The sequence below is a fragment of the Nonomuraea guangzhouensis genome, from assembly GCF_019396345.1.
GTDB lineage: Bacteria > Actinomycetota > Actinomycetes > Streptosporangiales > Streptosporangiaceae > Nonomuraea > Nonomuraea guangzhouensis.
Genome location: NZ_JAHKRM010000007.1, coordinates 47,303 through 61,437, shown reverse-complemented (window position 1 = coordinate 61,437; position 14,135 = coordinate 47,303). Strand labels below are relative to the sequence as shown.

The 14,135-nt window shown below is 69.6% G+C and carries 13 protein-coding genes; 4 read left to right on the top strand and 9 right to left on the bottom strand.

The annotated features are described in order from the left end of the window. Positions 1 to 120: 120 nt before the first annotated feature. Positions 121 to 1,218 (top strand): helix-turn-helix transcriptional regulator, encoded by a 1,098-nt coding sequence (locus tag KME78_RS67165; protein ID WP_219529589.1) that lies wholly within the window; start codon positions 121 to 123, stop codon positions 1,216 to 1,218. On the opposite strand, the gene KME78_RS15485 is transcribed toward KME78_RS67165, so the two are convergent. The 4 genes from KME78_RS15485 to KME78_RS15470 are packed head-to-tail and all read right to left on the bottom strand — an operon-like array spanning position 1,219 to position 5,381. Beyond that, positions 1,219 to 2,034, bottom strand: a complete 816-nt coding sequence (locus KME78_RS15485; RefSeq protein WP_219529588.1) for a carbohydrate ABC transporter permease — start codon at positions 2,032 to 2,034, stop codon at positions 1,219 to 1,221. After that, complete coding sequence (locus KME78_RS15480) at positions 2,031 to 2,933, bottom strand: carbohydrate ABC transporter permease (protein WP_219529587.1); 903 nt, start codon at positions 2,931 to 2,933, stop codon at positions 2,031 to 2,033. Before KME78_RS15480 ends, KME78_RS15485 begins: the two co-directional genes overlap by 4 nt. Further along, positions 2,930 to 4,183: an ABC transporter substrate-binding protein gene (locus KME78_RS15475; protein WP_219529586.1), complete on the bottom strand. Its 1,254-nt coding sequence runs from the start codon at positions 4,181 to 4,183 to the stop codon at positions 2,930 to 2,932. Before KME78_RS15475 ends, KME78_RS15480 begins: the two co-directional genes overlap by 4 nt. A 34-nt stretch (positions 4,184 to 4,217) precedes the next feature. After that, positions 4,218 to 5,381, bottom strand: a complete 1,164-nt coding sequence (locus tag KME78_RS15470; protein ID WP_219529585.1) for a trans-sulfuration enzyme family protein — start codon at positions 5,379 to 5,381, stop codon at positions 4,218 to 4,220. Positions 5,382 to 5,393: 12 nt separating this feature from the next. On the opposite strand from KME78_RS15470, the gene KME78_RS15465 reads away from it, so the two are divergent. Next, positions 5,394 to 6,383, top strand: a complete 990-nt coding sequence (locus KME78_RS15465; protein WP_219529584.1) for a LacI family DNA-binding transcriptional regulator — start codon at positions 5,394 to 5,396, stop codon at positions 6,381 to 6,383. Here the strand turns inward: KME78_RS15465 and KME78_RS15460 are convergent. Genes KME78_RS15460 through KME78_RS15445 form a run of 4 tightly spaced genes read right to left on the bottom strand, consistent with a single transcriptional unit; the run spans position 6,380 to position 10,235 of the window. After that, positions 6,380 to 7,867, bottom strand: coding sequence for a sodium/solute symporter (locus KME78_RS15460; protein ID WP_219529583.1), 1,488 nt, complete (start codon positions 7,865 to 7,867; stop codon positions 6,380 to 6,382). The two genes, KME78_RS15465 and KME78_RS15460, sit on opposite strands and share 4 nt — an antisense overlap. Continuing rightward, the gene (locus KME78_RS15455) at positions 7,864 to 8,277 is read right to left on the bottom strand and encodes a hypothetical protein (protein WP_246651144.1); all 414 of its coding nucleotides are present in this window, start codon (positions 8,275 to 8,277) and stop codon (positions 7,864 to 7,866) included. Before KME78_RS15455 ends, KME78_RS15460 begins: the two co-directional genes overlap by 4 nt. Continuing rightward, the gene (locus KME78_RS15450; RefSeq protein WP_219529582.1) at positions 8,274 to 9,023 is read right to left on the bottom strand and encodes a LytR/AlgR family response regulator transcription factor; all 750 of its coding nucleotides are present in this window, start codon (positions 9,021 to 9,023) and stop codon (positions 8,274 to 8,276) included. Before KME78_RS15450 ends, KME78_RS15455 begins: the two co-directional genes overlap by 4 nt. Positions 9,024 to 9,056: 33 nt before the next feature. Beyond that, complete coding sequence (locus tag KME78_RS15445) at positions 9,057 to 10,235, bottom strand: sensor histidine kinase (RefSeq protein WP_219529581.1); 1,179 nt, start codon at positions 10,233 to 10,235, stop codon at positions 9,057 to 9,059. A gap of 77 nt (positions 10,236 to 10,312) precedes the next feature. On the opposite strand from KME78_RS15445, the gene KME78_RS15440 reads away from it, so the two are divergent. Next, a complete protein-coding gene (locus tag KME78_RS15440; RefSeq protein WP_219529580.1) occupies positions 10,313 to 12,502 on the top strand; it encodes an FdhF/YdeP family oxidoreductase in 2,190 nt (729 codons plus the stop codon). Further along, positions 12,499 to 13,722, top strand: coding sequence for an L-lactate MFS transporter (locus tag KME78_RS15435; protein WP_219529579.1), 1,224 nt, complete (start codon positions 12,499 to 12,501; stop codon positions 13,720 to 13,722). The genes KME78_RS15440 and KME78_RS15435 overlap by 4 nt, the downstream gene beginning before the upstream one ends. Here the strand turns inward: KME78_RS15435 and KME78_RS15430 are convergent. Continuing rightward, complete coding sequence (locus KME78_RS15430; RefSeq protein WP_219529578.1) at positions 13,700 to 14,113, bottom strand: HIT family protein; 414 nt, start codon at positions 14,111 to 14,113, stop codon at positions 13,700 to 13,702. The two genes, KME78_RS15435 and KME78_RS15430, sit on opposite strands and share 23 nt — an antisense overlap. Positions 14,114 to 14,135: the final 22 nt, after the last annotated feature.

Below are 14,135 nucleotides of genomic sequence, written 5' to 3'. Positions count from 1 at the left end.
CGGTTCGGGAGAGTTACGGCCCGCGCTGAACCGGGAGATTCTGACCTTACTCTACGTGCTCAAATGACTACCCTGAGCGGCGATTGTCGTGAGACCTTCCAGCATGCTGATCTGATCCGCGTGATTCCATCGCAGGATCGGCTGGCCCGCGAGCTCTACGCAGCGATGGGGCAGGGAGCAAACCCCAACGAACTGGGCGAGGCGATCTCGCGCGCCATCTCCAAGTGGGTGAGCCACGACGCGCTGCGGCTGGTCGGCACCAGCCCGGCGACCGGGCTGGGACTCGGGTCCTTCAGCTTCTGGCACCGCTACGATCCGGCGCTCATCAGCGCGCTCGCGATGCACCGCTACCTCGACGGCGATCCGTGCCGCCCGGCCGCGCTCGCCCGGCTGCCGGTGCCGGTGGGCCTGGTCGGCACGGGACGCGGCGGCAGCCCCTGCAAGCAGCACGGCGACGGGCCCTGCGACCTGCACGGCGACCGGCTGATCCGGGAGGTGCTGCTGGCGCACGGGGCGGGCTGCGAGCTCCGGCTGCTGCTGCGCGACTCCCACGGCGTGTGGGGCCTGCTCGGGCTGATCCGCTCGGAGGGCGGGCGGCCGTTCGGCCCCGAGGACGCGGACCGGGCGCTACGGCTCGGCCCGGCGCTGCTGGCCGCGCTGCGCCGCTACGTGACCTGCGCGCCGCTGACGCCGTCGTTCCCTTCGCTGCCCGCGGGGCTGATCGTGGTGGGCCCCGACCACACCGTCCGCGCGGTCACCCCGCAGGCCCGCGCCTGGTTGACGCAGATTTGGAGCCCCGGCCGGTCCTCCCTGCCCGACTGGCTGGCCGACATGTCGTCGATCGGGCTGTCTCTCGACACGCGGACGTACGCCCGCGACCCGCGCTCCTGGCGGCCGCTGATCTGCGCGCCCCCGGCCAGCTTCGGCCGCTGGACGGCGATCGAGGGCCAGCCCCTCGACCCCGACGGCAGCGGCGACGTGGCCATCATCATCCAGGCGGCCACCGGCCCGCTGCTGCTGCCGACCTTCTGCGACTGGTACGGCATCACGCCCCGCGAACGCAGTGTCGTCGAGCTCCTGCACGACGGCGCGGCCCCCAAGCAGATCGCCCGCCGGCTGGACCTGTCGGTGCACACGGTCAACGACCACCTGAAGGCGGTCTTCCGCAAGACCGGCGCGAGCGGCCGCGACGAGCTCATGGCCGCGCTCACCGGCTAGTCACCCCTTGACGGCGCCCGCGGTGAGCCCTTCGACGATGTAGCGGCGGATCGCGGCGAACAGGGCGAGCGTCGGCAGCACCGAGACCACGGTGGCGGCGGCCATCGAGCCCCAGTCGATGTCGTACTGGGTGATGAAGGAGTTCATGGCGACCGGGATCGTCTTGGCGTCCTCGCTGTCGATGAACGTGATCGCCAGGAACAGCTCGTTCCAGCACTGCACGAAGGCGAAGATGAACGTCGCGGCGATGCCCGGCAGCATGACCGGGATCACCACCCGGACCATGGCGACCAGCCGGGAGGCGCCGTCGACCTGCGCGGCTTCCTCGAGCGCCACGGGGATGCGCTCGTAGAAGCCGCGCATGATGATCGTGGCGAACGGCACCAGCATGGCGACGTACACGAGCATGAGGCCGGCGAGCCGGTTGAGCAGGTCGAGGTCGGACATCAGCAGATAGAGCGGGCCGAGCGCGATGAACAGCGGGAGCATCTGGGTGACCAGGAACGCCAGCATGAGCGCTCCGCGCCCGGGAAAGCTGAAGCGGGCCAGCGTGTAGCCGCCGAGCACGCCGATCATGGTCACCGCCCCGGCGGCCACCAGCGAGACGAGCAGGCTGTTGAGCAGATAGACGCCGAAGTCGGCGAAGGAGAACAGGTCCGCGTAGTGCTCGAACGTCACGTTGCCCGGCCAGTACTTGATCGGCAGCGAGAAGATCTCGGCCTTGGGCTTGAGCGAGGTGATGACGATCCAGTAGAGGGGGAAGAGCGTGATCAGCAGCCAGACGGCGAGCACGATCGCTTTGGCCAGGCGTCTCATCGGGCCTTCTCGAATCGGGTGGCGTTCAGGTAGAAGACGGTGAAGGCGAGCAGCAGGCCGAGGATGAGCATGCCGACCGCGCCCCCTCGGCCGTAGTCGCCGCCGATCACCTGCTGGATGAGGAACGTGGTGATGATGTCGGTGCTGCCCGCGGGCCCGCCGCCGGTCATGGAGTAGATCAGGTCGGGGAAGTTCAGGATCCAGATGATCCGCAGCAGCACGATCAGCGCCAGCGTCGGCCGGATGTGCGGCAGCGTCACGTGCCAGAACTGCCGCAGCCGTGACGCGCCGTCCACGTCCGCCGCCTCGTAGAGCTCACGGGGCACCGACTGCAGGGCCGCCATGATCATGATGGCGAAGAACGTCACGCCGTACCAGACGTTGGCGACGATCACCGAGGTCATCGCCCAGCCGGGCGTCGCGAGGAAGCCGATGCGGTGCTCGATGATCCCGGTCCTGAGCAGCAGGTCGTTGATCACCCCGAACTGCCCGTTGAACATCCACCGCCACAGCAGCCCGATGAGGAACCCGGACATCGCCCAGGGGAAGAACACCCAGGCCTGGTAGAGCCCCCGGCCGCGGAAGTGCCGCCGCAGCAACAGCGCTAACCCGAAGCCGAGGACGAATTGGAAGAACAGCGACACGACCACCCACGTGCCGGTGTTGCGGAGCGCCGTCCAGAACCGGTCCTCGGCCAGCACGGCCCGGAAGTTCTCCAGGCCGACGAACGGCGTCGAGGTCAGGTCGAACAGGTTGTAGCGCTGGAAGGCGATCACTCCGCCGCGGATCACCGGGTAGTACGTGAAGAGCACCACGAAGACCACACCGGGCAGCAGGCACAGCGCGATGAACCTGGCCTTGCGGGCGGAGAACGCGGGCCTGGCCGATCCCACGCTCACGAGACCTTCTTCGCCTGGTCCGTCCAGAACGCGTCCCACGACTTGAGCACCTCGGCCGTGGTCTTCTTGCCGGTGAGCAGCGCCTGCACGTCACGGTCGGAGTCGACCTGGAACTGGCTCCAGCCCGGGTAGTCGACCGGCCGGATCGTGATCACCTGCTTGGGGTCCTGCTGCGCCTGGATGTAGGCCTTCCAGGCGCCCTGGGAGAACTGCGGGTCGCTCTGGGCCTGCTTGGAGATAGGGATGAGCGAGTTGCCCTTGGCGAAGGCGATGCTCTGCTTGGCCTCCGACAGGAACTGCACGAGCTTGACCGCTTCCTTGGGGTGCTCGCTGAAGGAGGTCACGCCCCAGCCCGCGTAGCCGACGGGCTGGAAGGCGTACCCCGTCGGGCCCTTGGGGATCGGGGCCGTGGACCAGGCCTTGACCGAGCTCTCCTCGACGGTCTTGATCACCTCGGGGTCCTGGATGAGCATGCCGGTGACGCCCGAGGTGAAGCCCTGGACCATCTCCGGGTAACCCCACGACACCGAGTCGGGCGGCGAGGCCTCCTTGAAGATCTTCACGAACAGGTCCGCGGCCTGGACGGCCTCGGGGGTCGAGAAGATCGTCCGCTTGTCCTTGAGGAAGAAGGACTTCTCGGGGTTCAGGGCCTCGCCGTTGTAGGCGCTGATCATCTGGACCACGTAGTCGGCGCCGCCCTTGCCACCCCGGAAGGAGTAGCCGAACCTGTCGCCCGAGGTCATCTTCTTGCCGGCCTCGTAGAGCTCCTGCCAGGTCGTGGGCGGCTGGGCCATGCCCCAGTCGGTCCGGTAGAACAGCGTGCGCTCGTAGAAGCCGTACGGGATGAGGTACGGCTTGCCGCCGACCTCGACCGCCTTCTTCTGGGCCAGCTCGGTCAGGTCCGACCAGCCCGCCCAGTCCGTGGTCGGCAGCTCGGCCAGCCAGCCGTTGTTGGAGAAGGACTTGGCCGTGTGGTCACGGACCTCCAGCACGTCCAGACCCTTCTTCGTCTGCAGGATCTGGGTGATCTTCTGGTCGGCGCTGTCGAGTGGGGGCGAGATCAGCTCGACCTTGATCTTCGGGTTCGCCTTCTCGAAGTCCGCGATCAAGGTCTTGATCAGCTTCGTCCGCTCGGGACTGGTCAGGCTTTCGATCATGCGCAGCCGTACCTCTCCGGAGGACGACCCGGAGCCGCAGCCCGCGAGCATCAGTGTCGCGGCGGTGACGGCCGCAAGTAGGGGGGTTCTCATCTGAGCCTCCAGAGAGGTAAGACAGCGCTGTCAATCAAGCTAGGGGACCGACACCCTCCAGCGCTAGACCGAGGTCCTTGATCAACGTGTCGGCGGGCTCCAGCCCGACCGACAGGCGGACCAGCCCGACCGGGATGCCCATGGTCGCTCGTACGCTCTCCTCGGTCGAGAGCGCCGGTGCGTTGACCAGACTCTCAAATCCTCCCCAAGACACCCCGATCCTGAAATATCGCAACAAATCGATAAAGGCTGCGACCGCCGGCCGGGAGTCCGTGTCCAGTTCCAGGCTGAACAGGCTGGAGAAGCCGGACATCTGGCGCAGTGCCTGGGCATGGCCGGGATGCGAGGGCAGCCCCGGATAGTTGACCGTCCGCACCGCCGGATGCTCGGCCAGGAACCCGGCCACCGCCAGCCCCCGCTCCTGGTGCGCCGCCATCCGCACCGGCAGCGTACGCAGCCCCTTGATCACCTTGGCCGCGTCGTGCGGCGACATGGCCGCCCCGTAGAGCTGGTACTCGGTCAGCGCCAGCGGCCTGATGAGCCGCGACGGCCCGACCACCACGCCGCCGACCAGATCGCTGTGGCCGCCGATGTACTTCGACAGCGAGTGCACGACCAGGTCCACGCCGAGTGTCAGCGGCTTCTGGAAGATCGGCGTGGACCAGGTGTTGTCCATCACGCTCACCAGCCCGCGTTCCCGCGCCCACGCGGTCACTTCGGCGATGTCCACGACCGCGTAGGCCATGTAGGAGGGAGACTCGAAGTAGAGTAGGCGGGTGCTCGCCCTGATAGCGCTGTCACAGCCTTCGAGATCGTCGACGTGCGTATGCGTGACGCCGAACTTCTCCAGGTAACGCAGAAACTGCGTGGTCGGTCCATAGACCGCGCCCAGCACCAGCACGTGGTCACCGGCCTTGACCAGCGAGGAGATCGTCGCGGCGATCGCGCCCATGCCCGAGGCGAAGCACTTGGCCCGCTCCCCCCGCTCCAGCGCGGCGAGCTTGCGCTGCGCCAGATCGACTGTCGGGTTGGTGCCCCGCCAGTAGACGTAGCGCTCGTCCTCGTTCTTGATGGCCTCGCCCAGCTCGCCGGCCGTCTCGAAGGTGAACAGGGAGTTCTCGAACACCGGCGGGTTGACCGCGCCCAGCATCCACGGCTCGTCCTCGCCCAGCCGGCCACAGATCCATTCATCATCCATGGGGGGCACCATATGACAAGCAGGCCGACCATGGCCGACGTGGCCCGGCATGCGGGGGTGAGCCTGAAGACCGTCTCGCGGGTGGTCAATCAGGAGCCGCATGTGAGCGCCCCGGTGCAGCAGCGGGTGCAGGCGGCGATCAGCGCGCTCGGCTTCCGCCGCAACGAGGCGGCCAGCCGCCTGGCCCGCCGCGCCACCATGCTGACGCTCGGCCTGATCATGGAGAACATCTCCAACGAGTTCTACTCCCGCCTGGCCAAGGCCGTGGAGGCGGCGGCGGCCGAGCACGAGGCGCTGGTGGTCTTCGGCTCCTACGAGGAACGGCCGGAGCGGGAGCGGATGCTCGTGGAGTCCATGTACGCCCGGGGGGTCGACTCGCTGATCATCGTGCCGTCGGCCGCCGACCACGGCTGGATCGGCGAGCACGGCGGCCTCACCGCGGTGTTCGTGGACCGGGTGCCGCCCGGCCTGGAACAGGCGGATGTGGTGCTGCTCGACGACGTCAGAGGCGGGCGGATCGCCACAGAGCACCTGCTGGCGCGCGGCCACCGGCGCATCGGGCTGATCTCCGACGACGAGGCGTTCAGCTCGGTCCACGACCGCGCCTGCGGCTACCGCGCGGCGCTGCGGGAGGCGGGGGTGCCGGTGGACGAGTCGCTGGTGGTGCGGGAGGTGTTCGACCCGTGGCGGGCCGGGCAGGAGGTGACGCGGCTGCTGTCGCTGGCCGACCCGCCGACGGCGTTCTTCGCCACCAACAACCGGGCCGCGATCGGCATCCTCCAGGCGCTGCGCGAGCGGCCCGAACGCCCCGCGTACGTGGGGTTCGACGACTTCGCCCTGGCGGACGTGTTCAACCCGGGGGTGACGGTGGTGCGCTACGACGTGACCCGGCTGGGGCGCAGCGCGGTGGACCTGCTCCTGGACCGCTCGGACACCCCGCGGCGAGTCGAGGTCCCAGTCGAACTGGTCGCCCGGGGCTCCGGCGAGCTACCACCCCCTTAGGACGAGCGGGGCCGCCAGTCGCCGCGGTCGAGGTCGAGGTTCTCGGGCGTGTGCAGCCGGACCATGGTCCGCGCCACGCCCGCCGGGACCCGGTGCGGCGTCAGGAACGACACCGACACCATCACCGCGAACGCGATCGGCACCGTCCAGGCGGCCGGCTGGGCCAGCAGCGCGCCGGCGATCCCGTCGTACGGGCCGCCGGTGATCGTGGCCAGCACCGCCGCGCTGGCCAGGCCGCCGCCCACGAACAGCCCGGCCAGCGCGCCCGTGGTGCTGAGCCGGCGCCACCAGATGCCGAGCACGAGCAGCGGGCAGAACGACGAGGCCGCCACCGCGAACGCCAGCCCCACCACGTCCGCCACCGGCAGGGCCCGCGCCCACAGCGCCAGGCCCAGCGGCACGGCGACCGCCATCAGCGTCGCGGCCCTGAACGAGCGGACGCTGCCCTTCAGCAGGTCCTGGGCGATCACCCCGGCCACCGACACGGTCAGGCCCGACGAGGTGGACAGGAACGCGGCAAACGCCCCCGCCGTGACCAGCGCGGTCAGCAGGTCGCCCAGGGTGCCGCCGATCATCCGTCCCGGCAGCGTCAGCACGACCGCGTCGGTCCGCACCAGGTCGGGCGCGTACATCCGGCCCAGCCAGCCGTACAGGGCGGGCAGCAGGTAGAACGCGCCGAGCAGTGACAGCACCACGAGCGTGGTGCGGCGGGCGGCCCGGCCGTCCGGGTTGGTGTAGAAGCGGACGAGCACGTGCGGCAGGCCCATCGTGCCCAGGAACGTGGCCAGGATCAGCGAGTACGTCGAGTACAGGCCGTACTCCTTGCCGCCGCCCAGCGGTATCTGCCAGGTGACCGCGTCGGCGGCGCTCACCGCGGGCCGCCCGTCGGCGTGCCAGGCCATGACCAGGAACACCAGCGGCACGGCCAGCGCCGTCAGCTTGAGCCAGTACTGGAACGCCTGCACGAACGTGATCGACCGCATGCCGCCCGACAGCACGTTGACCGCGACCACGACCGCCACCAGCAGCCCGCCCACCCACACCGGCGCCCCGGTGACCGTCCGCAGCACCAGGCCCGCGCTCTGGAACTGCGGCATCAGGTAGAGCCAGCCGATGAGCACCACCAGCACGCTGGCGGTCCGGCGCACGGTCATCGACTCCAGCCTGGCCTCGGCGAAGTCGGGCAGCGTGTACGCCCCCGAGCGGCGCAGCGGCGCCGACACCAGCACGAGCAGCACGAGGTAGCCGCCGGTCCAGCCGACGGGCAGCCACAGCATGTCGGCGCCGAACGACAGGATCAGCCCCGCCACCCCGAGGAACGACGCCGCCGACAGGTACTCCCCGCCGATCGCCGAGGCGTTCCACAACGGGGTGACCGAGCGGGAGGCGACGTAGAAGTCGGAGGTCGTACGGGAGAACCGGATGCCGAACGCCCCGATGAGCACGGCCGCCACCACCACGACGACGACCGCGAGCAGGCTCATGGGCGTTCGACCAGGTCGGCGAAGTGGCGCTCGTTGCGTTCGGCCTGGCGTACGTAGAGCCAGGCGCCCACGACGAAGGCGGGATAGATGAGGCCGGCGAGCACCGCCCACGGGAGCGGGATGCCCAGCAGGTCCACCTCGCGCAGCTCCGGAATGGCCAGGAACAGCAGCGGCAGCCCGCCCACCACGCACGCCAGCACGGTGCAGACGAACAGGGCGAGGCGGAACTGGGTCCGCAGCAGCGAGCGCATGTACACCTCGCCGAGGTGCGTCTGCTCGTCGATCTCGCGGGTGGCCGGATAGCGTGGACGCCGCGCGGCGGCGGTCCTCGGGCTGGTCACGGTGACCCGGCGGGCCGTGTCGTGGCGGGCGAGCGGCACCCGGCGGGCGGGGCGGGGTTCCGGGCTCACTCCAGCCGTCCTCTCTTGGCTCTGCGGACGAGCAGGTCGCGCAGCTCGCGGGTGTGGCGGCGGCTGACCGGGATCTCGGTCTCACCCACCCGGACCGTGCACTTGCCCGAGTCGATGTGCAGCTCCTCGATGTGCTTGACCGCGACCAGATGGCTGCGGTGCACCCGGATGAACCCGGCCGAGGCCCAGCGCTCCTCCAGCGTGGCCAGCGGGATGCGGACCAGATGGTTGCCGGTGGCGGTGTGCAGGCGGGCGTAGTCGCCGTGCGCCTCGACGTACACGACGTCGGCGCTGGACACGAACCTGGTCACGCCGCCCAGCTCGACCGGGATCGTGTCGGACTCGCCGAGTTCGACCGGCACGTCGGCCGAGACGGCCACCCGCCTGATCGCCTCGGCCAGCCGTTCCGGGCGCACCGGTTTGAGCAGGTAGTCCTCGGCCTTGATCTCGAAGGCGTCGACCGCGTGCTCCTCGTACGCCGTGACGAACACGACCCGCGGCGGGTTGGCGAACTGCGACAGCAGCCGCCCGAGCACCACCCCGTCCAGCCCGCGCATGCGGATGTCGAGGAAGACGGCGTCGATCGGCCGGCCGTCGGCGATGGCACGGTCGAGCAGCCGCAGCGCCGCGGCACCGTCCCTGGCGGTGGCCACCTCCCCGATGCGGGGGTCGGCGCGCAGTAGGTACGACAGGTCTTCCAGAGCGGGTAGCTCGTCGTCAACGGCGAGGACCCGGAGTTGTGCCATAGACAGTGATAAAACAGACAACAAAGATCGAGGTCAACGGGCTGAGACGCCGGGGTGATATTTCGGCAACCTGATGTTGACCTTCGTGCCCGCGCCGGGGCCCGTCTCGACGACCAGCCCGTACTCGTCTCCGTACACCTGGCGGAGCCGCTCGTCCACGTTGGCCAGCCCCACCCCACCAGCAGGAGCCACCTCACCTGCGAGGATGCGGCGCAGCCTGTCGGGCTCCATGCCGAGGCCGTCGTCCTCGACGCCGATGCGGCACTCGGCTCCGGCGTCCTCGGCGACGATCGTGATGCGGCCGACGCCGTTCTTGCTCTCCAGGCCGTGGCGGACGGCGTTCTCCACCAGCGGCTGCAGGCAGAGGAACGGCACCGCCACGGGCAGCACCTCGGGGGCGATGCGGAGCGTCACCTGGAGCTGGTCGCCGAAGCGGGCGCGCTCCAGGATCAGGTAGCGGTCGATCGAGCGCAGCTCCTCGGCCAGCGTGGTGAACTCGCCGTGCCGGCGGAAGGAGTAGCGGGTGAAGTCGGCGAACTCCAGCAGCAGCTCGCGGGCGCGTTCCGGGTCGGTGCGGACGAACGACGCGATCGTGGTCAGCGAGTTGTAGATGAAGTGCGGCGAGATCTGCGCCCGCAGCGCCCGTACCTCGGCCTCCATCAGAAGCGTGCGGGAGCGGTCCAGCTCGGCCAGCTCCAGTTGCGAGTCCACCCAGCCGGCCACCTCCTGGGCGGCCTTGACCAGCCCCGCCGAGGCGTGCGGGCCGTAGGCCGCCAACGCGCCGATGACCCGGTCGTCGGTGCTGAGCGGCACGACCACGGCGTGCCTGATCGGGCATTCGAGCAGCTCGCACTCGATGGCGAGCACCTGGATGCGGCCGTCCTTCAGCGTCGCTCCCGCGTGCTCGAACGCCTGCCGCGCGTGGTGCTCGCCCGCGCCGTCGTAGACGAGCAGCCGCTCGCCGTCGGTGATGGCCAACGCCGACGAGCCGAGCAGCGCACGCAGGTGCCGCGACGCCTTCAGCGCGCCCTCCTCGGTCAGCCCGGCGCGCAGCGGCGGGCCCGCCAGGGACGCGGTGTGCAGGGTCTCGAACGTGGCCCGCTCCGCCGGGCTGGTGCCCAGCTCGCGCCGGCCGCGCAGGACCCGCCAGAGCACGATCGAGGGCACGCCGACGAGCACGGTCACGACGGCGAATCCGACCAGGTACTCCACGCCGCCGGAGCTTACTGGCCACCTTGACGCTTTCCCAGTCCGGATCTACGTTCCGACAAACAGCAAGGAGTTCTGTCATGGGCCTCGATCCGAAGAACTGGGCCGGCCTGAAACCGTTCGGGCTCGGCGAGCAGAAGCCCAACAACTACCTCGAGATCTGGAACGCCGTCCGCGAGAACCGCGGCCAACGGCGGTATGCCTGGCGGATCCTGCGTGACGGCGCCTGTGACGGCTGCGCGCTCGGCACCACCGGCATGCGCGACTGGACGATGGACGAGGTCCATCTGTGCAACATCCGCCTGCGGCTGCTGCGGCTCAACACGATGCCGCCGCTGGACGGCGGGCTGCTGTCCGACGTGTCGAAGCTGTCGGCCATGAGCAGCGCCGAGTTACGCGACCTGGGCCGGCTGCCGTACCCGATGCTGCGGGAGAGCGGCGACGCCGGGTTCCGGCGGATCGGCTGGGACGAGGCGCTGGACCTGGCCGCCGACCGGCTCCGGCAGGCCGGCCCGGACAGGTTCGGCCTCTACATGACCAGCCGCGGCGAACCCAACGAGAACTACTTCGCCGCGCAGAAGGCCGTACGCGCGCTGGGCGGCAACTCGATCGACAACGCGGCCAGGATCTGCCACTCACCGTCGACAGTGGCGCTGAAGGGGTCACTCGGCGTGGCGGCCACCACCTGCTCCTACACGGACTGGATCGGCAGCGACCTGATCGTCTTCATCGGCTCGAACGTGGCCAACAACCAGCCGGTCGCGATGAAGTACCTCTACCACGCCAAGAAGGAGGGCACGAAGGTCGCGGTGGTCAACACCTACCGCGAGCCCGGCATGGACAAGTACTGGGTGCCGTCGAACATCGAGAGCGCCGTCTTCGGCACCCGGATCACCGACCGGTTCTTCCTGGTGAACGTGGGCGGCGACATCGCGTTCCTGAGCGGCGTGCTCAAGATGATGATCGAGAACAACTGGGTGGACCACGAATTCGTCGACTCGCACACCGCGGGCTACCCGGAGCTGGCCGAGTCCCTCAGCAAGCGCTCGTTCGAGGAGCTCAGCGCGATCTCCGGGGCGTCGGAAGACGACATGCGCGAGCTGGCCAGGATGCTCTCCGAGGCGAAGACCGCCGTGCTGGTGTGGTCGATGGGCATCACCCAGCACGAGTTCGGCGAGGACAACGTCCGGTCGATCATCAATTTAGGACTCAGCAAGGGCTTCGTGGGCCGCGAGAAGTCCGGGCTGATGCCGATTCGCGGTCACAGCGGCGTGCAGGGCGGCGCCGAGATGGGCGCCTACAGCACGGCACTGCCGGGCGGCTTGGCCGTCACCCCGGAGAACGCCGCCACGTTCGCGGCACTGTGGGGCTTCGAGGTGCCCTCGTCGCCCGGTCGTACCGCGCCCGAGATGCTGGCGGCCGACCTGGACGTGCTGATCTCCAGCGGCGGCAACTTCCTGGAGGTCCTGCCCGACCCGGCCGCCTGCCGCCGGGCGCTGGCCCGGATCCCGCTGCGGGTGCACATCGACATCTGCCTGTCGAGCCAGATGCTGGTCGAGCCCGGTGCCGCGGTGCTCCTGCTGCCCGCCCAGACCCGGTACGAGATGATCGGCGGGGTCACGGCCACCTCCACGGAGCGGCGGATCATCTTCTCCCCCGAGATCCCCGGCCCGCGCGTCCCGGAGGCGTGGCCGGAGTGGAAGATCACCACCGAACTGGCCGCCCGCACACGTCCCGAAATTTCAGGACAGGTGCGCTATACCGGCACGCCACAGATCCGCGAGGACATCGCCCGCTCCGTCCCCGCCTACGCCGGCATCGAGGACCTCAAGGCCAAGGGTGACAACCTCCAGTACGGCGGCCCGCTGCTCTGCGCGGGCTGGAAGTTCCCCACCGCCGACGGCCGGGCGCACTTCTCGGTGGTCGAGGTGCCGCCGCTGAACCGCCCCGACGGCTCGTTCGTGGTCACCACCCGCAGGGGCAAGCAGTTCAACTCCATGGTGTACGAGAAACGCGACGCCCTCACCGGCGCCACCCGCGAGGCCGTACTGATGAACCCGCTCGACGCCGACCGGCTCGGCCTGAAGGACGGCGACCCGGTACGGCTGCGGAGCGAGACCGGCGAGCTGACCGGGCGGGTCGTACACGCCCCCGTGGCACCGGGCAACCTGCAGGTCCACTGGCCGGAGGGCGAGGTGCTCATCGACCGGCACAAACGCTCGCCGCAGGCGGGCATCCCCGACTACAACGCGGTGGTGACGATCGAATGAATCGCTGGTTACTCGCGGGCGCCGCGGTGCTCTTCCAGCTCGCGCTCGGCGCCGTCTACTCCTGGAGCGTGTTCTCCAAGGCGCTCCAGGCCAAGGTGAGCGACTTCGACCTCACCAAGGCCGAGGCCGCGCTGCCGTTCTCGGTGACGATCGGCATGATCTTCCTCGGCACCTACATCGGCGGCCGGATCCAGGACGTACGCGGCCCGCGGCCGGTCGCCATGGCCGGCGGCGTGCTCTACTCGATCGGCATCCTGCTGGCCGGCTTCGCCGCAGGTCACGCACAACTGTGGCTGCTCATCCTCGGCTACGGCGTCATCGCGGGCTTCGGCCTCGGACTCGGCTACATCGTGCCGATCGCCATGCTGCAGAAGTGGTTCCCGGACAAGCGCGGCCTGATCACCGGGATCGCGGTGGGCGGCTTCGGCTTCGGCGCCGTGGTGACCTCGCCCGTCGCGCAACGGCTGGTCGAGGCCAACGCGGCGGTGCCGACCAGGGCGTTCCTCACGCTGGGCGTGGCGTACCTGGTGATGACGCTGATCGGCTCGTTCTTCTTCCGCAACCCGCCGGCCGGCTACCAGGTCGCCGCGACCGGGCGGATCGCCGCCAGCGGGCGCGAGTACACGCAGGGCGAGGCGCTGCGTACGCCGCAGTGGTACCTGCTGGCCACCGTCCTCTGCCTGAACGTGACGGCGGGCATCGCGCTCATCTCGGTGATCAGCTCGGCCGCCACGTCCATCGCCGGCTACACCGCGGCCGCCGCGGCCACGCTGACCGGCGTCATGGGGCTGTTCAACGGCGCCGGGCGGATCTTCTGGGGCTGGTTCTCGGAACGGACCGGGCGGATGTTCGCCTTCGCCGGGATGCTCGGCCTGCAGGGCGTCTGCTTCCTGCTGCTCGGCCACGCCTCGCAGGTGGCGGTGTTCGCGATCCTGTCGGCGGTGGTCTACCTCTGCTACGGCGGCGGGTTCGGCACCATGCCCGCCACCGCGGGCGACTTCTTCGGCCTGCGCAACGCGGGGGCCATCTACGGGCTGATGATCGTGGCGTGGAGCGTCGGCGGGATCGTCGGGCCGCTGCTCGCGGCCGCGCTGATCTCGGGCGACAACTACACGACGGCGTTCACCGTGATCGGGATCATGGCGCTGGTGGCCATCGTGCTGCCGCTCGTCACCCGGCCGCCGAAGGCCGAGCAGATCATCCCGCAGGAAGCGCTTTAGCGATCAGCTCGGCGTAGGAACCGGCCTCCTCCTCCGAGGCGTACTTGGTGCGTGGCCAGAAGAAACCGCGCAACCCGTCCTTCGGGTTGCGCGGCACCACATGGACGTGCAGGTGCGCCACGCTCTGGCTGATCCGGTTGTTCATCGCGACGAACGTGCCCGCCGCCTCCAGCCCCTCCTCGACCGCGCGGGTCACGAGCTGGACCCGCTCGAAGAACGGGCCGACCTCGCCGAGGTCGCCGAACGTCTCTACATGGAGCCTCGGTACGACCAGCACGTGGCCCTTGAAGACCGGGCGGGTGTCGAGGAAGGCGACCACGACCTCGTCGGAGTGGACGATGTGGGCGGGCCGCTCGCCCGCGACGATCTCGCAGAACAGGTCGTTGCTCACCGACCGACCCTACCTATCGGGC

What these genes read in the sequence shown, in the direction of transcription:
- KME78_RS15435 (WP_219529579.1), top strand. Translation starts at nt 12,499, where the DNA reads ATGAATCGCTGGTTACTCGCGGGCGCCGCGGTGCTCTTCCAGCTCGCG.
- KME78_RS15450 (WP_219529582.1), bottom strand. Translation starts at nt 9,023, where the DNA reads ATGGCACAACTCCGGGTCCTCGCCGTTGACGACGAGCTACCCGCTCTG.
- KME78_RS15485 (WP_219529588.1), bottom strand. Translation starts at nt 2,034, where the DNA reads ATGAGACGCCTGGCCAAAGCGATCGTGCTCGCCGTCTGGCTGCTGATC.
- KME78_RS15460 (WP_219529583.1), bottom strand. Translation starts at nt 7,867, where the DNA reads ATGAGCCTGCTCGCGGTCGTCGTCGTGGTGGTGGCGGCCGTGCTCATC.
- KME78_RS15440 (WP_219529580.1), top strand. Translation starts at nt 10,313, where the DNA reads ATGGGCCTCGATCCGAAGAACTGGGCCGGCCTGAAACCGTTCGGGCTC.
- KME78_RS15475 (WP_219529586.1), bottom strand. Translation starts at nt 4,183, where the DNA reads ATGAGAACCCCCCTACTTGCGGCCGTCACCGCCGCGACACTGATGCTC.
- KME78_RS15465 (WP_219529584.1), top strand. Translation starts at nt 5,394, where the DNA reads ATGACAAGCAGGCCGACCATGGCCGACGTGGCCCGGCATGCGGGGGTG.
- KME78_RS15470 (WP_219529585.1), bottom strand. Translation starts at nt 5,381, where the DNA reads ATGGATGATGAATGGATCTGTGGCCGGCTGGGCGAGGACGAGCCGTGG.